At 65.8% G+C, this 19,328-nt stretch carries 19 protein-coding genes; 9 read left to right on the top strand and 10 right to left on the bottom strand.

Translation table 11 applies throughout. The features are described from left to right. Positions 1 to 81: 81 nt before the first annotated feature. Complete coding sequence (locus AC56LU_RS12310; protein ID WP_497175889.1) at positions 82 to 1,332, bottom strand: SGNH/GDSL hydrolase family protein; 1,251 nt, start codon at positions 1,330 to 1,332, stop codon at positions 82 to 84. Positions 1,333 to 1,430: 98 nt separating this feature from the next. Between AC56LU_RS12310 and AC56LU_RS12305 the strand changes: the two genes are divergently transcribed. Then, positions 1,431 to 2,798 (top strand): enolase C-terminal domain-like protein, encoded by a 1,368-nt coding sequence (locus tag AC56LU_RS12305; RefSeq protein WP_497175888.1) that lies wholly within the window; start codon positions 1,431 to 1,433, stop codon positions 2,796 to 2,798. Positions 2,799 to 2,837: 39 nt separating this feature from the next. Here the strand turns inward: AC56LU_RS12305 and AC56LU_RS12300 are convergent, their stop codons facing one another. Then, positions 2,838 to 4,208 (bottom strand): MBL fold metallo-hydrolase, encoded by a 1,371-nt coding sequence (locus tag AC56LU_RS12300; RefSeq protein ID WP_497175887.1) that lies wholly within the window; start codon positions 4,206 to 4,208, stop codon positions 2,838 to 2,840. Positions 4,209 to 4,412: 204 nt separating this feature from the next. On the opposite strand from AC56LU_RS12300, the gene AC56LU_RS12295 reads away from it, so the two are divergent. The 4 genes from AC56LU_RS12295 to yacG all read left to right on the top strand — a co-directional run bounded on the left by AC56LU_RS12295 (position 4,413) and on the right by yacG (position 6,966). Further along, positions 4,413 to 5,285, top strand: a complete 873-nt coding sequence (locus AC56LU_RS12295; RefSeq protein ID WP_497175886.1) for a prepilin peptidase — start codon at positions 4,413 to 4,415, stop codon at positions 5,283 to 5,285. Position 5,286: 1 nt separating this feature from the next. Next, entirely contained in the window at positions 5,287 to 5,910 is a 624-nt protein-coding gene (gene coaE / locus AC56LU_RS12290; RefSeq protein ID WP_497176015.1) for a dephospho-CoA kinase, read from the top strand. Positions 5,911 to 6,009: 99 nt separating this feature from the next. Continuing rightward, complete coding sequence (zapD, locus tag AC56LU_RS12285) at positions 6,010 to 6,765, top strand: cell division protein ZapD (RefSeq protein WP_497175885.1); 756 nt, start codon at positions 6,010 to 6,012, stop codon at positions 6,763 to 6,765. Between the two features lie 18 nt (positions 6,766 to 6,783). Then, positions 6,784 to 6,966: a DNA gyrase inhibitor YacG gene (gene yacG, locus AC56LU_RS12280; RefSeq protein ID WP_497175884.1), complete on the top strand. Its 183-nt coding sequence runs from the start codon at positions 6,784 to 6,786 to the stop codon at positions 6,964 to 6,966. A gap of 12 nt (positions 6,967 to 6,978) precedes the next feature. Here the strand turns inward: yacG and AC56LU_RS12275 are convergent, their stop codons facing one another. The 3 genes from AC56LU_RS12275 to argJ are packed head-to-tail and all read right to left on the bottom strand — an operon-like array spanning position 6,979 to position 9,525. Then, positions 6,979 to 7,389, bottom strand: coding sequence for an NUDIX domain-containing protein (locus tag AC56LU_RS12275; protein ID WP_497175883.1), 411 nt, complete (start codon positions 7,387 to 7,389; stop codon positions 6,979 to 6,981). Then, positions 7,382 to 8,272, bottom strand: coding sequence for an ATP-binding protein (locus AC56LU_RS12270; protein ID WP_497175882.1), 891 nt, complete (start codon positions 8,270 to 8,272; stop codon positions 7,382 to 7,384). The genes AC56LU_RS12275 and AC56LU_RS12270 overlap by 8 nt, the downstream gene beginning before the upstream one ends. Positions 8,273 to 8,286: 14 nt before the next feature. After that, a complete protein-coding gene (gene argJ, locus AC56LU_RS12265; RefSeq protein ID WP_497175881.1) occupies positions 8,287 to 9,525 on the bottom strand; it encodes a bifunctional glutamate N-acetyltransferase/amino-acid acetyltransferase ArgJ in 1,239 nt (412 codons plus the stop codon). A gap of 148 nt (positions 9,526 to 9,673) precedes the next feature. Here argJ and AC56LU_RS12260 point away from each other — a divergent pair, with 148 nt between their 5' ends. Continuing rightward, positions 9,674 to 10,705 carry a MerR family transcriptional regulator gene (locus tag AC56LU_RS12260; protein WP_497175880.1) on the top strand — a complete coding sequence of 344 codons (1,032 nt, stop codon included), beginning with the start codon at positions 9,674 to 9,676 and terminating at the stop codon, positions 10,703 to 10,705. A 3-nt stretch (positions 10,706 to 10,708) separates the two neighbouring features. On the opposite strand, the gene AC56LU_RS12255 is transcribed toward AC56LU_RS12260, so the two are convergent. Further along, positions 10,709 to 11,194, bottom strand: a complete 486-nt coding sequence (locus tag AC56LU_RS12255; RefSeq protein WP_497175879.1) for an Lrp/AsnC ligand binding domain-containing protein — start codon at positions 11,192 to 11,194, stop codon at positions 10,709 to 10,711. Positions 11,195 to 11,308: 114 nt separating this feature from the next. On the opposite strand from AC56LU_RS12255, the gene AC56LU_RS12250 reads away from it, so the two are divergent. Then, the gene (locus tag AC56LU_RS12250; RefSeq protein ID WP_497175878.1) at positions 11,309 to 12,598 is read left to right on the top strand and encodes a D-amino acid dehydrogenase; all 1,290 of its coding nucleotides are present in this window, start codon (positions 11,309 to 11,311) and stop codon (positions 12,596 to 12,598) included. A gap of 7 nt (positions 12,599 to 12,605) precedes the next feature. Beyond that, complete coding sequence (gene alr, locus AC56LU_RS12245; RefSeq protein WP_497175877.1) at positions 12,606 to 13,709, top strand: alanine racemase; 1,104 nt, start codon at positions 12,606 to 12,608, stop codon at positions 13,707 to 13,709. Between the two features lie 171 nt (positions 13,710 to 13,880). On the opposite strand, the gene AC56LU_RS12240 is transcribed toward alr, so the two are convergent. The 3 genes from AC56LU_RS12240 to secA all read right to left on the bottom strand — a co-directional run bounded on the left by AC56LU_RS12240 (position 13,881) and on the right by secA (position 17,551). Further along, positions 13,881 to 14,309, bottom strand: a complete 429-nt coding sequence (locus AC56LU_RS12240; RefSeq protein ID WP_497175876.1) for a type II toxin-antitoxin system VapC family toxin — start codon at positions 14,307 to 14,309, stop codon at positions 13,881 to 13,883. After that, the gene (locus tag AC56LU_RS12235) at positions 14,306 to 14,560 is read right to left on the bottom strand and encodes a type II toxin-antitoxin system Phd/YefM family antitoxin (RefSeq protein ID WP_497175875.1); all 255 of its coding nucleotides are present in this window, start codon (positions 14,558 to 14,560) and stop codon (positions 14,306 to 14,308) included. Before AC56LU_RS12235 ends, AC56LU_RS12240 begins: the two co-directional genes overlap by 4 nt. Positions 14,561 to 14,764: 204 nt before the next feature. After that, the gene (gene secA, locus AC56LU_RS12230) at positions 14,765 to 17,551 is read right to left on the bottom strand and encodes a preprotein translocase subunit SecA (protein WP_497175874.1); all 2,787 of its coding nucleotides are present in this window, start codon (positions 17,549 to 17,551) and stop codon (positions 14,765 to 14,767) included. Positions 17,552 to 17,887: 336 nt separating this feature from the next. On the opposite strand from secA, the gene AC56LU_RS12225 reads away from it, so the two are divergent. Next, positions 17,888 to 18,352, top strand: coding sequence for a DciA family protein (locus AC56LU_RS12225; protein ID WP_497175873.1), 465 nt, complete (start codon positions 17,888 to 17,890; stop codon positions 18,350 to 18,352). A gap of 19 nt (positions 18,353 to 18,371) precedes the next feature. Here AC56LU_RS12225 and lpxC read toward each other — a convergent pair whose 3' ends face one another. Continuing rightward, positions 18,372 to 19,307, bottom strand: coding sequence for a UDP-3-O-acyl-N-acetylglucosamine deacetylase (gene lpxC, locus AC56LU_RS12220; RefSeq protein ID WP_497175872.1), 936 nt, complete (start codon positions 19,305 to 19,307; stop codon positions 18,372 to 18,374). Between the last annotated feature and the right edge of the window lie 21 nt (positions 19,308 to 19,328).

Raw genomic sequence — 19,328 nt, 5'->3', positions numbered from 1 at the left:
CCACGCGTTCAAACCGAGCACGAACAAATGTAAGGGTCCTTTGGAAGCTGGTTGGACGCGTGGGCGGGAGACCCGCCCACCCTACCGTCGGCAGTCCTTCAGCAACTCGAGGGGCACCGCCTCCGCCATCGCCTTGTACCCTTCCATGTTCGGATGCAGCCCATCGTTGTCGTAAGCCTTCAGCAGATGATCCGGCCGCGCCGGATCGCGCAGCGCCGCATCGAAGTCGATCACCCCGTCGAACACGCCCGAGCGGCGGATCCAGTCGTTGTAGGCCTGGCGATCCTGCTCGTTGGGCGCTTTCGGGTGGTAATACGCGCTGCCGGCATACGGCGTGATGGTGGCGCCGATCACGCACACGCCGCGCGCATGGGCGCGCGCCACCGACTGGCGCAGCGCTTCCTGCATGTCGGCCAGCAGCCGCCCGCGCGCGGCCGGGCTGTCGTCGGTGTTGCGGTGCAGGGTGCCGAAGTCGTTCACGCCGATCAGCACGATCGCATGGCTGACACCGGGCCGATCCAGCACGTCGCGACCGAAGCGCGCCGCCAGGTTCGGGCCGAGGCCATCGCGCAGCAGGCGCCCGCCGCCGATGCCCGCATTCACCACCCCGACGCCGGTCATGCCGGCCTGGCGCAGCCTGGCCGCCAGGCCGTCGGTCCAGCGCAGGTTGGTGTCGGGTGCGACGCCATAGCCGTCGGTGATCGAGTCGCCGATGGCCACCACGGCGTGCGTCCCAGCTGCGGCCTGGACGTCGATGCCGGCCAGCTGGTACCAGCGCGTGAAGCTGGCAGCCCCGGGCAGTTCGGCCGCAGCCAGGTGCTGTCCCGGCGCGATGAAACTGGTGGCGCGTGCGCCCGGATGGCTGGTCTGCCGAGCCGGCGCGGCCGGGAAGTGGATCGATACCGCCAGGTCGCTGCCGGCTGCGTGCGGCAGGTCGACCGGGTCGCTCAGGTACTCGGCGCCGGCCGGGATCGAGACCGAGGCCGCGCCGCCGAAGCGCAAGGGACGGCTGCTGGCGGAGTCGATCGTTGAGCGGCCAGGCCCGTTCGAGATGGCCACGGCGGCGCCGCCAATCACCAGGGGTTCGGTGCCGAAGACATTGCTGAGCCTGACGCGCAGCCGCTCGCCGCCCAGCGACACCCGCACCACCTGGCGCATGGTGGCGTCGCGCCACTGGGCAGGCGCCAGCTCGTGCTCGGCGCCCGGCGCCATCTGCGCCGTTCCCCACGATGCTACCCAGCGTCCTTCCTGCGTCGACGGCAGGCTGGACGTGGCACATCCTGCCAGCAGGATGGCAGCCAGGACGGCTGCCGGAATCGATTGACGCACCATCGCAAATCCTTCACACTCGTTATGTTAGCGCAATCATTTTATTTGATACCAATGTTACGAGCAAGCTCCCTCCTTGCTCGCACGGAGACCCCCCCCCCATGATTCCCATCCAGCGACATGCAAGCCCGACCATCACCGAGATGCGGGTGATCCCGGTGGCCGGCATGGACAGCATGCTGCTCAACCTGTGCGGCGCCCACGCGCCCACCTTCACGCGCATCCTGGTGCTGCTGAAGGACAGCGCCGGCAACACCGGCATGGGTGAAGTGCCGGGTTCGGATGGCATCCTGCGGGCGCTGGAGCGCCTGGTGCCGCTGGTGACCGGCAGCCCGATCGCCCGCTACCACCACACCTTGAACACGCTGCGCGCGGCAATCGCAGGGCCGAACCACCAGGTCACATCAAGCGCGGAAGCGGCCGTCCTCGCCCAGCCGCACGAGATCAACCTGCGCCTGGAGAACGTGATCACGGCGGTCGAAGCCGCCCTGCTCGACCTGCTCGGCCAGCACCTGGGCGTGCCGGTCTGCGAACTGCTGGGCAACGGCCAGCAGCGCAGCCATGTGCCGATGCTGGCCTACCTGTTCTACATCGGCGAGCGCCGCCGTACCGACCTGCCCTACCTGGCCGGCAGCGGGTCAAGCGACTGGTACGGCTTGCGCACCGAAGAAGCGCTCACGCCGGAGCAGATCGCCGACCTGGCCGAGGCCAGCGTCGACAAGTACGGTTTCCGCGACTTCAAGCTCAAGGGCGGCGTGATGCGTCCCGACGAAGAGATCGCGGCGGTGGCGGCCATCAAGCGCCGCTTCCCGGATGCGCGCGCAACGCTGGACCCGAACGGCGCCTGGTCCTTGGACGAGGCGATTGCCGCCTGCCGCGGCCAAGGCCACATCCTGGCCTATGCCGAGGACCCATGCGGGCCGGAAGCGGGCTATTCCGGACGCGAGATCATGGCCGAATTCCGGCGCGCCACCGGCATCCCGACCGCTACCAACATGGTCGCCACCGACTGGCGCCAGATGGGCCACTCGCACCTGCTGGGCGCGGTCGACATCCCGCTGGCCGATCCGCACTTCTGGACCATGGGGGGTTCGGTGCGCCTGGCCCAGCTGTGCCACGACTGGGGCCTGACCTGGGGCTCGCACTCGAACAACCACTTCGACGTGTCGCTGGCCATGTTCACGCATGTCGCCGCCGCCGCGCCCGGCGCCATCACGGCCATCGACACCCACTGGATCTGGCAGGAAGGCTTGGCGCGCCTGACCGTCGAGCCGCTGCAGATCGTCGGCGGCCAGGTGGCGGTGCCTGAGCGCCCGGGCCTGGGCATCGAACCGGACATGGCGCGCATCGACGCGGCGCACGACCTGTACAAGAAGGTGGCGGCGGGCGCGCGCGACGACGCCATGGCGATGCGCTACCTGTTCCCGGACTGGCGCTACGAGCCGAAGCGCCCGAGCTACGCGCGCTGAGTTCTCCGGACGGCGCCAAGGACGGCACTCAAACAGCGTTCAGCGCAGCGCCGCCTGCAAGCGGCGCGTCATCCGTCCGACCAGCGCGCGCCACAGGTAACCGCCCATCTTCAGCGGCCGGTGCCGGTCGGCCCCGCGGCGGCCCATGCGCTGCGGCAGGAAAAAGCGCCCGAAGCTCGACAGGCCGCTGCGCCGCAGCGTCCAGAAGCAGCCGCCCGCGTACACGGTGTCGAAACCGTCCTCGGCGCGCAGCAGCTGCAGCGCGGTTCCCGAGAACATCGCCACATGCGCGGCGGTTTCACGGGGCCGCAGGCGGAAGCCGCGCCGGTAGGACAGTTCGACGGTCTGGCGCAGGTCGGGCAGGTGCACCAGCAGGGGCTGCAGCAGCCCGCATGCCTCCAGCAGCCGCGGCAGCACGTGCACCGCCGTGGTGACCCGCTCGTGGTAGCGGGAAAAAGCGGCCTTCAGTTCGCCCAGCGAAGCCTGCGGCAGGCGCGGCAGGGGCGGCGGACGGTTGCGCCAGCGCTCGGTCCAGTGTTGCAGCGCCCGCTCGTGCACCGACGCCAGCGTGCCCGGCGTGTCGCGCTGCAGGTCGATGCTGTTGCCGGGCGCCAGGAAGCGGATCACGCCGCGTACGTTCTCCAGCCGCGACAGCTCGATCAGCTCCGCCGGCGCCAGCCTGCCGCCGTTGAGCCAGACATTGTCGACGCGCGCAAAGCGTGCGAACGAGGCGATCGGCACCACCAGCTTCGGCCGGAAGCACTCGACCTGCAGCGCCAGCCGCTCCACCGCCGCCTTGGCCGCGGCTTCGCGCACCGCGAAGCCCTCCGGGTTGCCGCACCAGCCCATGCTGCCGAAACCGGTGAGCAGCAGGTCGATGCGCGACGCGGCCTTGCCGATGCGCGGCGCCGCCGCATGGCAGGCGGCCGCGGTGGCGAGCGCGCGGTCGCCCAGGTTGAGGATGCTGCGCCCGCCGCAGCCGATCAGGCAGGCGGTGTCGCCGTCGCCGTTGGCAAGCGCGGTCAGGCGCAGGTCGCCGGCCAGCGCCACGGTGACGCCGTCCGGGCACTCGGCCACCGGCAGCCGCTGGCGCCGCAGTTCCTCGGCGATGCGCATGTCGCGCCCCGGGCGGTAGAGAAATGTAGCGATGCCGCGGAAATCGGACCGGAAACGCCGCAGGAAAGCCGGCGAAAAGTGGTCGGGCTGGGCGCGCGAACACCATATATAGACGGGCACCCCGGCGGCGTTGAGCGTGTCGAGCAGGGCTGCGTTGCAGGTGGCGCCGTCGACCAGGTTCCAGGCGCCGTCGAGTACCGCGCCCTCCATCCATGGATCGGACACCAACAGGGCGCCCTCGGTACGCACCATGAAGCTGGCATGGTTCAGGAAAGTCAATGTAGTGCGTGGCATCGCAAGACCCCGGCAGTGGCTGAAGATGGATGGTTTGACCCAGCCTAGCCGCGCGCCACGGCGCGGGCATGATCCCTCACAATCGTGCGCCGGGGCCGCATGTGTCGCAAAAACGCCGGCCCCGTGCCGAAGCTTCGCCAAATCGCAGGAAAGCTCTACAATAGGTTGATGTAAAGAATCTTTTCCTGATCGGACCTCCCTGCCATGCCCCTGGAATCCTTCCTGTTCGCCTCGCCGGCTACACTCGGCGCCACCCTGGTGGCGGCCCTGTTCGGGCTGCTCGTCGGCAGCTTCCTGAACGTGGTCATCCACCGGATTCCGAAGATGATGCAGCGCGAGTCCGACAACTATGTGGCGCAGGAAAGCGGCAAGGAGCCGCCCCATACCGACCGCTACAACCTCATGGTGCCCAGGTCAAGCTGCCCGCACTGTGGCCACCAGATCACGGCCATGGAAAACATCCCGGTCGTCAGCTGGCTGGCGCTGCGCGGCAAGTGCCGCAAGTGCAAGGCGCCGATCTCGTCGCGCTATCCGGCGGTCGAACTGCTCACCGGGGTGCTGGCGGGCGTGCTGGTCTGGACCTTCGGCAGCGGCGTGGCCGGCCTGGCCACCCTGCTGTTCCTGTTCCTGCTGGTGGCGATGACCTTCATCGACATCGACACCCAGCTGCTGCCGGACGACCTGACCTATCCGCTGCTGTGGGCCGGCCTGCTGGTGAACCTGCAGGGCACGTTCGTGCCTCTGCAGGATGCCGTGATCGGCGCCGCCGCCGGCTACCTGGTGCTATGGTCGGTCTACTGGCTGTTCAAGCTGGTCACCGGCAAGGAAGGCATGGGCTACGGCGACTTCAAGCTGCTGGCGGCCCTGGGCGCCTGGCTCGGCTGGCAGATGCTGCCGACCATCATCCTGCTGTCCTCGGTGGTCGGCGCGCTGGTGGGGATCAGCCTGATCGTGTTCGCCAAGCGCGGCCGCGACAAGCCGATTCCCTTCGGCCCCTACCTGGCGGCAGCCGGCCTGATCGCCTTGCTCTACGGCAGCCAGATCAGCGACCAGCTGCAGGCCGTGGTTACCGGCTGAGATCGCCGTGCCCACCCAACTTGCCTTCTCGGTCGGCCTCACCGGCGGCATCGGCTGCGGCAAGAGCACCGTGGCCGACATGTTCGCCGCCCGCGGCGCCTCGGTCATCGACACCGACCAGATCGCCCATGCACTCACCGCCCCGCAGGGCGCGGCAATGCCGGCCCTGCTTGCCGAGTTCGGGGACGATTTCGCCACGCCTGACGGCGCGCTGGACCGGGCCAGGATGCGCGCGCTCGTCTTCAGCGACCATACGGCGCGCGCACGGCTGGAGGCCATCCTGCATCCGCGCATCCGCGACGCCACCGCGGCGGCAGCCGGCATCGCCACCGGCGACTACGTGATCTTCGTCGTGCCCCTGCTGATCGAGTCCGGCACCTGGCGCGAACGCGTCACCCGGGTGCTGGCGATCGATTGCCCGGAGCAGGTGCAAGTGGCACGGGTGATGGCCAGAAGCGGCCTGGCGGAGGCCCAGGTGCGCGCCATCATGGCGGCCCAGGTCACGCGCGAAGAGCGCCGGGCGGCGGCCGACGACATCATCGTCAATGACGACGGACTGGCTGCGCTGGGCCCGCAAGTGGACAATTTGCACGCAATGTATTTATCCCTGAGCAAAAAAACGTAAAAGTACATTGAATTAAGTCAATGCGGGATTTGTAATTTTGCGCAGCATGGTTCAGAATCATGGGGTTGCTCGCCAGCCTACATTCAGAGGAATGTCATTTTGATCGTCTACGAATATCCTTTCAACGAGCGGATTCGCACGTTGTTGCGGCTGGAAGACCTGTACGACAAGTTCAAGTTCTTTGTGCAACAAGAACACCCGATGCAGCACCACGTGGCCCTGGCCACGATCTTCGACATGCTGGAAGTGGCCGGCCGCGCCGACCTGAAGTCCGACCTGCTGCAGGAACTCGAGCGACAGAAGCAACACCTGCTGTCCTACCGCAGCAATCCCAACGTCGCCACCGAGATGCTCGACGCCGTGCTGGCCGAGCTGGACGCCGTGAGCGGCGCGCTGGGAGCAAGCCAGGGCAAGACCGGCCAGAACGTGCGCGACAACGAATGGCTGATGAGCATTCGCGGCCGCACCATCATCCCGGGCGGCGCCTGCGAGTTCGACCTGCCTTCGTATTACGCCTGGCAGCACCACCCCGCGCAGCAGCGGCAAGCCGATATCATGGGCTGGTTCGCCCCGCTGGCCCCGCTGTTCGAGGCGCTGGCCCTGGTGCTGCGCCTGCTGCGCGATTCCGGCGGCCCGGTCAAGATGATCGCCACGGGCGGCAGCTACCAGCAGATGCTGCAGGGGAAGGTGTACCAGATGCTGCGCCTGTCGATCGACGAATCGGTCGGCGCGATCCCCGAGATCTCGGCCAACAAGTATATGCTGTGGGTGCGCTTCACCTCGCACGGCGGCGACTGCAAGCCGAAGGCGCTCGAGGAAGACGTGCCCTTCGACCTGACCCTCTGTAATTTTTAAGTATTGAGTGATTCAGACATGACTGTTGTAGCCTGCCCGACCTGCGGCAAGAAGGTCGAATGGACCCCGGCGAACACCTACCGCCCGTTCTGCTCCGAGCGTTGCAAGCAGATCGACCTGGGCGCCTGGGCCGAAGAGAAGTACACCATTCCCGGCGCGGCGCCGAGCGATCCGCAGGACGACAAGCTGGCCGACGACTGAGGTCCCGGGCGCTTACGCGAAGCGCACTTTGTCCAGCCACTCCAGCAGCGGTATCGTCGCCGGCAGCAGCGGACTGACGCTGTACCCGCCCTGCCACGCAAAGGCCTGCCCTTCCAGGCCTTGCGGCTCGCCCGCCCACTCGCGGCAGATGTAGAAGTAGAGGCGCACGTGGGCGTGCTCGTACACGTGCTCGACGCAGCACCAGGCTTCGCCGCCGAGCACCTTGATGCCCAGCTCTTCGACGAACTCGCGCTGCAGCGCGTGGAAGATATCCTCGCCCGGCTCGACTTTCCCGCCCGGGAATTCCCAGTAGCCGGCATAGGGCTTGCCGTCCGGTCGCTGGCCCAGCAACACGTCGCCGTTGGGTCGCATCAGGATGCCGACTGCGACGTCGACCGGTTTTTCCTTCACTTCTTTATCCATGGGGTGCGCTGTCCGGCAGTCTGCCGGCGTAGTCCTTCGCAAACTGCCACGCCACCCGGCCCGAGCGCGAGCCGCGCTGGAGCGCCCATTGCAGGGCTTCCATGCGTGCGGAGCCGATCTGTTCCGGGGTGCAGCCGAAGCTGGCCAGCCAGTGCCCCACGATGCCCAGGTAGTCGTCCTGCCGGAACGGATAGAACGACAGCCACAGGCCGAAGCGCTCCGACAGCGAGATCTTCTCTTCGACCGTCTCGCCGGGATGCAGGTCGCCATCGTCGCCGTGCGTGTAGCCGGCATTGTCCGACATCTTCTCCGGCATCAGGTGGCGCCGGTTCGAGGTCGCGTAGATCAGCACATTGTCCGACGCTGCCGCGATACTGCCGTCCAGCGCCACCTTGAGCGCCTTGTAGCCCGCCTCGCCCTCCTCGAAAGAAAGGTCGTCGCAGAAGATCACGAAGCGCTCGGGCCGGCCGGCCACCAGCTCGACGATGTCGGGCAGGTCGGCCAGGTCGGCCTTGTCGACTTCGATCAGGCGCAGGCCTTCGCTTGCGAAGCCGTTCAGGCAGGCCTTGATCAGGGATGATTTACCGGTGCCGCGCGCACCGGTCAGCAGCACGTTGTTGGCCGGACGGCGCTGCACGAACTGGCGGGTGTTGCGCTCGATCTGGCGCTTCTGCGCGTCGACGTGCTGCAGGTCCTCTAAGCGGATGGTCGACGCATGCAGCACCGGCGCCAGGTAGTTCCCTCCGCCGTTGGCACGCTTGCGCCAACGGAAGGCAAAGCTGCGCTTCCAGTCCGGCTCGCGCGGCACGGCGGGCGGCAGCACCGCCTCGACCCGCGCCAGCAGGGCTTCGGCGCGGTGCAGGAACTGCTCGAGAGGCGTCACTCGCTTACCCCGGCTTACGAGCGATAGTCCGCGTTGATCGAGACGTAGTCGTGCGACAGGTCGCAGGTCCAGACGGTGGCCGCGGCCTCGCCCCGGCCCAGCGTGACGCGCACGGTGATCTCGGCCTGCTTCATGACGCGCTGGCCGTCTTCTTCCTTGTAGTCAGGATTGCGGCCGCCACTCTTGGCCACCCACACGTCGTCCAGGTAGAGATCCAGCTTGCTCGTGTCCAGGTCGTCCACGCCGGCGTAACCGATGGCGGCCAGGATGCGGCCCAGGTTCGGGTCGGACGCGAAGAAGGCGGTCTTGACCAACGGCGAGTGCGCGATCGAATAGGCGATCTTGCGGCATTCCTCGACATCACGCCCCTGCTCCACCGTGATGGTCATGAACTTGGTCGCGCCTTCGCCGTCGCGGATGATCTGTTGCGCCAGGTTGCGCGAAATGTCGGTCACGGCCGCCTTGAGCGCTTCGTATTCGAAACCGCTCGCGCTGTCCACGTTCAGGCCGCCGGCGCCGGTGGCGACGATGATGAAGGAATCGTTGGTCGAGGTGTCGCCGTCGATCGTGATGCTGTTGAAGGAATGGTCGGCCGCGTGCTTGACGAGTTCGTCCAGCACCGGCTGCGCCACCCGCGCGTCGATCGCCAGGTAGCCCAGCATGGTCGCCATGTTCGGCTTGATCATGCCGGCGCCCTTGCTGATGCCGGTCATGGTCACGCTGTGCTCGCCGATGGTGACCGTACGGGAAGCCGCTTTCGGCTGGGTATCGGTGGTCATGATCGCCTCGGCGGCGTTGAACCAGTTGTCCGCCTTCAGGTTCGCCACGGCGGCAGGCAGTCCGGCCACGAGCTTCTGGATCGGCAGCTGTTCGAGGATCACGCCGGTGGAGAACGGCAGCACCTGCTGCGCTTCCAGGCCGAGCAGCTTCGCCGCTTCAAGGCAGGTGGCCTGCGCGTTGGCCAGGCCCTGCTCGCCGGTGGCGGCGTTGGCATTGCCGGTATTGACCACCAGCGCGCGAATCGGCTTGCCGCCATGCGCAACCGCTTCCAGGTTGGCCTTGCTCACCTGGACCGGCGCGGCGCAGAAGCGGTTCTTGGTGAAGACGCCGGCCACGGTCGCGCCTTCGGCCAGCCGCATCACCAGCAGGTCCTTGCGGTTGGGCTTCTTGATGCCGGCTTCGGCAAAGCCGATTTCAATGCCGTTGACGGGTTTCAGGTCGGCTGCGACTGGAAGTGGGGAATTGACGGCCATGGCGATCTCTTGAAAGAAAAGATAGGTAATCCGATATTGTACGCCGGGCGGCATTTTTCTTTGCTGCCAGCTGTGCGAAGATCGCTTGACCCTCACGCCACGTGAGGCTCCAGACTGCAGCCACGCTCGAAGAACAGGAGAAGCCTCGATGTTGAAAGTGGGAGAACTCGCGGCGCGCGCCGGCCTGACGGTCCGCGCGCTGCACCATTACGACGGCATCGGGCTGCTCTCGCCTTCGGCGCGCTCCGATGCCGGCTACCGCCTCTACAACCGCGACGACGTGGCGCGCCTGCATCAGATCCAGGCCCTGCGCGCGTTCGGCATGGCGCTGGCCGACATCGGGGCTTACCTGGACAGGCCGGATGCCTCGCCTCTGGCCGTCGTCGAACGCCAGCTCGCCAAGCTTGATCGGCAGATTCTCGAGGCGGCGCACATGCGCGATCAGCTGCTGCGCCTGCGTGCAAGGCTGGCCGCCGGCGAGGAAACCGACCTGTCCATCTGGCTAACCACTCTGGAGCAGATGAACATGTACGAAAAATACTTTTCGAAAGAAGAACTGGCGCGGCTGCCGCTGTATCGGAACCGCGAAGCGCAGGCCGAATGGAAGGAGCTGGTGCGGGAGGCGCAGTCGCTGATCAACCGTGGCGTCGCCCCGGATGCGCGCGAGGCCAAGGCCTTCGCCGAGCGCTGGCTGGGCTGCGTGGAGCGCGACAGCGGCGGCGACCCCGCCTTCATCCTGCGCCTGACCGCCATGAGCGGGCAGGATCCGGAGGCGCAAAAAGAAATGGGCTTGACGCCTGCCCTGCTGGCCTACATGCGCACGGCAATCTCCGAACTGCGCTTCGCCATCTACGCGCGCTATCTGCCGGAAGCGACACTGACGCGCATGCGCCGCCACGAAGCATCCCATTCGGACGAGTGGATCGTGCTGGCGATGCAGATTCGCGAATGCATGCAGGCCGACCCGGAGGCGCAGTCCAGCCAGGCCCTGGCGCTCACGCGGCAGTGGTTCGCGCTGTTCCACGACATGGTCGGCGACGATCCCGAGGTGGTGGCGCAGTTCCGCCGCGCGGGCAGCACGGAGCCGATGCTGCACCTCGGCACCGGCATCGGCGACGACCTGGTCGGCTTCTTGCGCAAGGCCATGGGACGCATCCAGGCGCAGGCGCACGCCGGCTGAGCTCTAGCGCGGAATCGACAAGGCCAGCGTTTCCTTCAGCTCCTCCATCACCACGTAGCTCTTCGACTGGCCGGCGTCCGCCACGTGCAGGATCTCGCCCAGCAGGCGCCGGTATTCCGACATTTCCGGGATGCGGGCCTTGATCAGGTAGTCGAAGTCGCCGGATACGAGGTGGCACTCCATCACTTCGGGAATGCCGAGCATGGCGCGGCGGAAGCGGTCGAAGGCTTTTTCCGATTTCTGGTGCAGGGTAATTTCGACGAATACCAGGATCTGCAGGCCCATGGCCTGCGGATTCACGCGCGCGTGGTAACCCGCGATCACGCCGTCGCGCTCCATCCGCCGGACCCGTTCGATGCAGGGTGTCAGCGACAATCCGACCTGCTCGGCCAGGTCCTTCATGACGATGCGGGCATCATCCTGCAAGATGGATAAAATGTGCAGGTCGATCTTGTCGAGCACGCGATGGGAATTTTTCTGGACGCGCATGATTTTTCACTGAAAACGGGCGTAATAACAGAAACCATTATTCCACCCGCGACTGTATCATGGCAATCTTTTCTAAATCCGCCTTTTTTACTTCATTCAGGAGCCAGGAACATCATGCGCGTTCTCGTACTCGGCAGCGGCGTTATTGGCGTCACCACCGCCTACTACCTGGCCAAGGCTGGCCACGACGTCACCGTCGTCGACCGTCAACCCGGCCCCGCCCTCGAGACGAGCTTCGCCAATGCCGGCCAGATCTCGCCGGGCTACGCCTCGCCGTGGGCGGCGCCGGGCATCCCGCTGAAGGCCGCGAAATGGCTGTTCCAGAAGCACGCGCCGCTGGCGATCCGTCCGGACGGTTCGCTGTTCCAGTTGCAGTGGATGTGGCAGATGTACCGCAACTGCACCGCCGACCGCTACGCCGTCAACAAGGAACGCATGGTGCGCCTGGCCGAGTACAGCCGCGATTGCATCCGCCAGCTGCGCGCGGACACCGGCATCGAGTATGAAGGCCGCAGCCTGGGCACGATCCAGCTGTTCCGCACCCAGCAGCAGCTGGACAGCGCGGGCAAGGACATCGAAGTGCTGAAGGACGCCGGCGTCGACTACGAGCTGCTGCTCGGCCATGACCTGGGCAAGGCCGAGCCGGCGCTGGGCAAGCACGGCACCCTGGTGGGCGGCCTGCGCCTGCCGAACGACGAGACCGGCGACTGCCAGCTGTTCACCACGCGCCTGACCGCGATGGCGCGCGACCTGGGCGTGCGCTTCGAATTCGACACCGACATCCAGGCGCTCGACATCAGCGCTGGCCAGATCACCGGCGTACGCACCGGCAAGGGCCAGCTCAGCGCCGACCGCTACGTGCTGGCGCTGGGCAGCTACTCGCGCCTGCTGCTGAAAGACCAGTTCACGCTGCCGGTGTACCCGCTGAAGGGCTACTCGATTACCGTGCCGATCACGGACGCCTCCCGCGCCCCGGTGTCGACCATCCTGGACGAGACCTACAAGATCGCCGTCACCCGTTTCGAAGACCGCATCCGCGTCGGCGGCATGGCCGAGATCGCGGGCTACAGCAACTACCTGAATCCGGCGCGCCGCAAGACGCTCGAGATGGTCGTCAACGACCTGTTCCCGGGCGCCGGCGACACCCGCCAGGCATCGTTCTGGACCGGCCTGCGCCCGATGACCCCGGACAGCACCCCGGTGGTCGGCGCCACCCCGCTACGCAACCTGTTCGTCAACACCGGCCACGGCACCCTGGGCTGGACCATGGCCTGCGGTTCGGCCAGCGTCATCGCCGACCTGGTGAGCGGCAAGAAGCCGGCCATCCGCGCCGACGACCTGGCGGTGTTCCGCTACGCCGGCACGCCGCAGCGCGGCGCGCAGCCGGAACTGGTCAAGGCGTAAGACAGGCATGGTGGATTCGGTGGATGCGTCCCGGGCCGGGGCGCGGTTGACGGTCGACCTGGGCGCGGTGCGCGCCAACTATCGCGCGCTTGCCGACATGGGCAAGGCGGCCTGCGCGGCCGTGATGAAGGCCGATGCCTACGGACTCGGCATGGAACAGGTGGCGCCCGCGCTGGCGCTCGAAGGCTGCCGGGTGTTCTTCACCGCGCACCTGGAAGAAGCCATCCGCCTGCGCCAGCTGGTGCCTGACGATGCCGTCATTTATGTACTGCATGGCCCGCCGCCGGGCACTTCCCGCGACTGCTTCCAGTACGACCTGCGGCCGGTGCTGAACGATCCGGGGCAACTGCAGGAGTGGCGCGGGCTGGCGCGCACGCTCGGGCGCGAACTGCCGGCCGCGATCCAGCTCGATACCGGCATGTCGCGCATGGGCATCGCTCCGTCCGATCTCGCGGCGCTGAGCGCCAGGTCCGACTGGCTGGACGGCGTGCGCCCTGCCCTGGTGATGAGCCACCTGGCCTGCGCCGATGAAGCGGCGCATCCGATGAACGAGGCGCAGCGCCGCAAGTTCGACGAACTGCGCAACCTGTTACCGGGCGTGCCGGCGAGCCTTGCCAACTCCTCGGGCACCTTCCTCGGCCCTGCCTACCACTACGACCTGCTGCGCCCGGGAGCGGCGCTGTACGGCATCAATCCGCAGCCGGGCAATCCGAATCCATTAACGCAGGCGGTGTCGCTGCATGCGCGCGTGGTGCAGGTGCGCAGCGTGTGCGAGGGCGCCGTGGTGGGCTATGGCGCGCATCACGCCTGTGTAGGCGAACGGCGCATCGCGACCGTGGCGGTCGGCTATGCGGATGGCTGGCTGCGGTCGCTGTCGGGGCGCGGCTGCGCGTTCGTGGATGGCGTCAAGGTGCCGGTCGTCGGGCGGGTGTCGATGGACAGCATGGGGCTGGACGTGACCGGGATCGCGCCGGAGCGCGTCGTGCCGGGAGCGGAGGTCGAGCTGATGGGGGCGTCGCACACGGTCGATGATGTGGCGGCGCTGGCAGGAACGATCGGGTATGAAGTGCTGACGCGGCTGGGTGGCCGGTTCAATCGGCGCTACGTGTAGGCATTCAAGATTGGCCGAAATGATGCTGGGGGCATCATGTCGGCCTTCGCCGGAACGAGCTTGTTTTTAGACTGCCGGAGTATCTGGCTACGTGATTTCTACCGCGCCTTTTGAACCGTTCTTTGTTGCTGTGACTGCAAGACCTGACTTCAATCGCTGACGCGGTTTCCATCATTGCGATTTCTCCCACGGATTGATGAGGGGCACCCCGGTTGACTCAAAATCAGCAGTGTTTCGAGTGACCACCGTCATGCCATGCACAAGAGCGCTGGCAGCGATGAGCGCATCGCGCTCGCCGCGCTTGTCGGGGACATGCAGCCGGGCGCAGCGTTGTGCCACGGCGGTATCGACAGGCAGCGTGCGTCCTGAGAACTCAGGCAATACATGCTGCTCCAGCCAGGAACGCAACATGGCCCCCTGGGTGGCGTCCTTTCTCTCGATCGACAGGACGCCAAGCTCCAGTTCCATGACCGTGATAGCCGACACAAAGAGGTCGGCAGCATCGACGCTTTCCGCCCATGCCGTCACATTTGTATCGGCCTTGCCTGCACGCACCTTGCGGAGCTCTGACACCACGTTGGTGTCGAGGACAAACATCATGAGAAATCAGCCGGCCGTGTTCCGATGGTCACACGCGGAGGCTCAAACTCGATGTCGGCACCAGCCGGCATTGCAAGCGCGTCGGCAATGTTGCGACGCTGTTTCGTCAGTCGCTGATAATCCTCAAAGCTCATCAGCACATGGGCCGGCCGGCCGCGGTCCGTGATGAATACCGGCCCCTTGGTTGCGGCACGTTTTGCTTCGCTCGCGCCCTGGTTGAACTCGCGGCTTGATATGGTGGTGATGGTCATGGCAAGGCCTCTTGCACCCAAATGATGTAGTCAGGTTACTACATCGATCGAGCGGGTGCAAGCGTTGTGGACAAACCATTGGTACATCGCTTGTTGCTCGGACGCAGTTGTCCTATTAGTCCATCGACACGCCAAGGCCGCGGGCGCACCCACAACAAAAAGGCCGGGCTTCCACCCGGCCTTTTCATTCTTGCTTGAAGCAGCTTACGCCAGCCTGCCGTGGCACTGCTTGAACTTCTTCCCGCTGCCGCACGGGCAGGGATCGTTGCGGCCGACCTTCACGCCCATATAGGTGCTGTGGTCTTCCGCCGATACCGCCTCGGCGCCGTCGCGGCCCACCGGGTTCGGGTTGAGCAGCTCTTCCGGCGCGGCCGCCGGATTGAAGTCCGCGTGCTGGAAGTTGAGGTTTTCCAGCTGGGTCGCCTGCGCCGCCATTGCCGCTTCGGCCGCCTCGACTTCCTCGCGGGTCTGGATGCGGACCGTCATCACGGTGCGGATCACTTCGTTCTTGATCAGGTCCAGCATGCTGCTGAACAGCTCGAAGGCTTCGCGCTTGTACTCCTGCTTCGGGTTCTTCTGGGCGTAGCCGCGCAGGTGGATACCCTGGCGCAGGTGGTCCAGCGCCGCCAGGTGCTCGCGCCAGTGGGTGTCCAGGCTTTGCAGCATGACGTTGCGCTCGAAGCCGCCGAAGGATTCGCGGCCGACCACGGTTACCTTGGTTTCGTACGACTCCTCGGCCGCCTTGAGCACGCGTTCGAGGATGTCGTCGTCGTTCAGGTTCGGATCGTCGGCCAGCATCTTCTGCAGTGGCACGCTCAAGCCCCACTCGGCAGCCATGGTCGATTCCAGCGTCGCGATGTCCCACTGCTCTTCCACCGATTCCGCCGGCACGTACTGGCGCACCAGGTCGGTGAACACGCCGGCGCGCAGCGAGGAGATCAGCTCGGCCATTTCGATTGACTCGAGCAGCTCGTTACGCTGGGTGTAGATCACCTTGCGCTGGTCGTTGGCGACGTCGTCGTATTCCAGCAGCTGCTTGCGGATGTCGAAGTTCCTGGCCTCGACCTTGCGCTGGGCGGTCTCGATGGAGCGGGTCACGATGCCCGCCTCGATCGGCTCGCCTTCCGGCATCTTCAGGCGTTCCATGATCGCGCGGACGCGGTCGCCGGCGAAGATGCGCAGCAGCGGATCGTCCAGGCACAGGTAGAAGCGCGAGGAACCCGGATCGCCCTGGCGGCCCGAACGGCCGCGCAGCTGGTTGTCGACCCGGCGCGACTCGTGGCGCTCGGTGCCGATGATGTGCAGGCCGCCCGCGCCCACCACGTGGTCGTGCAGCGACTGCCATTCGTCGCGCAGTTGCTGCGACTGCGCCGCCTTGTCGGCGTCCGCCAGCGCGGCGTTCGCTTCGATCAGCTGGATCTGCTTCTCGACATTGCCGCCCAGGACGATGTCGGTACCGCGGCCCGCCATGTTGGTGGCGATGGTGATCATCTTCGGACGGCCCGCCTGCGCGATGATTTCCGCTTCGCGTGCGTGCTGCTTCGCGTTCAGGACGTTGTGCGGCAGGCTGGCCTTGGTCAGGATGCCGGACAACAGTTCCGAGTTCTCGATCGAGGTGGTACCCACCAGCACCGGCTGGCCGCGCTCGTAGCAGTCGCGGATGTCGTTCAACATCGCGTTGTACTTCTCTTCGGCCGACTTGTAGACCTGGTCCTGGCGGTCCTTGCGCTGCGACGGCTTGTTCGGCGGGACGACCACGGTCTCGAGGCCGTAGATCTCCTGGAACTCGTAGGCTTCGGTGTCCGCGGTACCGGTCATGCCGGCCAGCTTGCCGTACATGCGGAAGTAGTTCTGGAAGGTGATCGAGGCCAGGGTCTGGTTCTCGTTCTGGATGCGCACGCCTTCCTTGGCTTCCACGGCCTGGTGCAGGCCGTCGGACCAGCGGCGGCCCGTCATCAGGCGGCCGGTGAATTCGTCGACGATCACCACTTCGTTGTTCTGCACCACGTAGTGCTGGTCCTTGTGGTACAGGACGTGGGCGCGCAGCGCCGCGTACAGGTGGTGGACCAGGGTGATGTTGGCGGCGTCGTACAGCGACGCGCCTTCCGGCAGCAAGCCCCATTCGGTCAGGATCTCTTCGGCGCGCTCGTGCCCGGTCTCGGTCAGCAGCACGGTGTGCGCTTTCTCGTCCTTGGTGTAGTCGCCCGGGACTTCGATCTTGCCCTTGCCGTCCGGGGTCTCTTCGCCGATCTGCTGGGTCAGCAGCGGCGGCAGCGCGTTCAGGCGCTGGTACAGGTCGGTGTGGCTCTCGGCCTGGCCGGAAATGATCAGCGGGGTACGGGCTTCGTCGATCAGGATCGAGTCGACCTCGTCGACCACCGAGAAATTTAGGCTGCGCTGCACGCGTTCGCGCACGTCGTAGACCATGTTGTCGCGCAGGTAGTCGAAACCGAATTCGTTGTTGGTGCCGTAGGTGATGTCCGAGGCGTAGGCCTTCTGCTTGCTGTCGTGGTCGAGCTGCGACAGGTTCACGCCGGTCGTCAAACCGAGCCAGCCGTACAGGCGGCCCATCGATTCGGCGTCGCGCTGGGCCAGGTAATCGTTGACGGTAATGACGTGCACGCCCTTGCCGGACAAGCCGTTCAGGTAGACCGGCAGGGTCGCCATCAGGGTCTTGCCCTCGCCGGTGCCCATTTCCGCGATCTTGCCCTCATGCAGGACCATGCCGCCGATCAGCTGCACGTCGAAATGGCGCATCTTCATGACCCGCTTGGCGGCTTCACGGCAGACGGCGAACGCCTCCGGCAGGATGCCGTCGAGCGTCTCGCCCTTGGCCAGGCGGTCCTTGAATTCGGGCGTCTTGGCTTGCAGTTCGGCGTCAGACAGCTTTTCCATCTGGGGCTCGAGCGCGTTAATCTGACGCACGGTCTTTTGGTATTGCTTGAGCAGACGCTGGTTGCGGCTGCCGAAAATCTGGGTCAGGAATGACATTGCTGTGTTCTAGAAAATTACGCCGCAAAAAGAGCCCGGGGAGAGTCCTTATCAGACCCGCCGAAGACCGCCTATGGCAAAAAGCTACTGATTTTATCATGCGATCCGGCCACACTTGGGGACAATGGGCAGGATAACAAGGCTGCTGGACCGCACAATGTTATCAAATTGCATTTAACGCCACCACTTCGCGACAGTCGCGATGGCTTGCGCCAGGTTGAAACGCGCATGATGCACATTTGATGCGCAGCGCTGGCGCTTTGTGATATGTTGCGGGCATACGCATTCCCGCCTGTTGGTTTTCCTGTTGGCCTTCCTTTTGCTTCCCTGAACCCCTTGCATATCTACGGCACCAAAAACCGGCAGACGTCGATCGTCGCGACCGATTTCCTGCGCAAGAACGACCGCATGGCCAGTCTGCTGCCCGTGGCGATGCGCATGGCGCGCCTGCAGACGGACTGCGCCGCCATCCTGCCCGTCATGGCCGGCAATACCGATGTGATCTCGTTCCAGGACGGGGCACTGGTGCTGGCCGTGCCGAGTTCGGCCGTGGCGGCCAGGATGAAGCAGATGCTGCCCAAGCTGCAGTCGGCGCTGGTGCAGCGCGGCTGGGTGGTGGAGTCGGTCAAGCTGAAGGTGCAGGTGGCGCGCGCGATGCCCGAGAAGCCCGAGATGCGCGTCCTGGCGCTGCCGAAGACGGCGGTGCAGGCTTTCGAAGAGCTGGCGGAATCGCTCGAGGACACCAGCCAGAACAAGGACCTGGTGGCGGCGCTCAGGCGCTTGGCGGAGAAGCGGAAGTAATTTTAGAGCGCTACGCGCCTCACATCTGCGCCCACTCGCGCGTCATCTGCCGCAAATAAGAAGGCGGCGCCTCGCTCAGCGACTCGAACTCCACCCATTCATAGGCATCCGGCGTCGCCAGCAGCTTGCGCAGCAGTTCGTTGTTGAGCGCGTGGCCCGACTTGTGCGCCGTGTAGCTGGCCAGCAGCGGGTGCCCGACGATGTACAGGTCGCCGATCGCATCCAGGATCTTGTGGCGCACGAATTCGTCTTCGTAACGCAGCCCGTCCGCATTCAGGATGCGGTACTCGTCCATCACGATCGCGTTTTCCAGCGAACCGCCGCGCGCCAGGCCCATGCCGCGCAGGGTTTCCACGTCCTGCATGAAGCCGAAGGTGCGCGCACGCGCTACGTCGTGCACGTAGGAGACGTCGCCGAAATCCACGGCGGCGCGCTGCATGGTGCCGTCCACGGCCGGGTGGTTGAATTCGATGAAGAAGTCGAGCTTGAAGCCGTCGTAGGGCGACAGGCGCGCCCACTTCTCGTTGTTGCCGCTGCCCTGGCGGATCTCGACGTCTTTCAGGACGCGGATGAAGCGCTTCGGCACGTCCTGCTCTTCGAGGCCCGCCTGCTGCAGCAGGAACACGAAGGAAGCCGCCGAACCGTCCATGATCGGGATTTCTTCGGCGGTCACGTCGACGGTCAGGTTGTCGATCCCCAGGCCTGCGCAGGCCGACATCAGGTGCTCGACGGTGGAGACGCGCGCGCCATCCTTGATCAGGACCGTGGCCATGCGGGTCTCGCCGACCACGTCGGCCGCGCTCGGGATGGCGACGATCGGGTCGTAGTCGACGCGGCGGAAGGTGATGCCGGCGCCCGGCGGCGCCGGACGCAGGGTCAGTTCGACCTTGGTGCCCGAGTGGACGCCGACACCGGTGGTGCGGACGACCTGTTTGATGGTTCGTTGTTTCAGCATCCGGCGATTATAGCCCAGCGT

Source organism: Telluria sp. PB2R4 (genome assembly GCF_059685695.1).
This window is presented reverse-complemented; position numbering and strand designations above follow the sequence as displayed.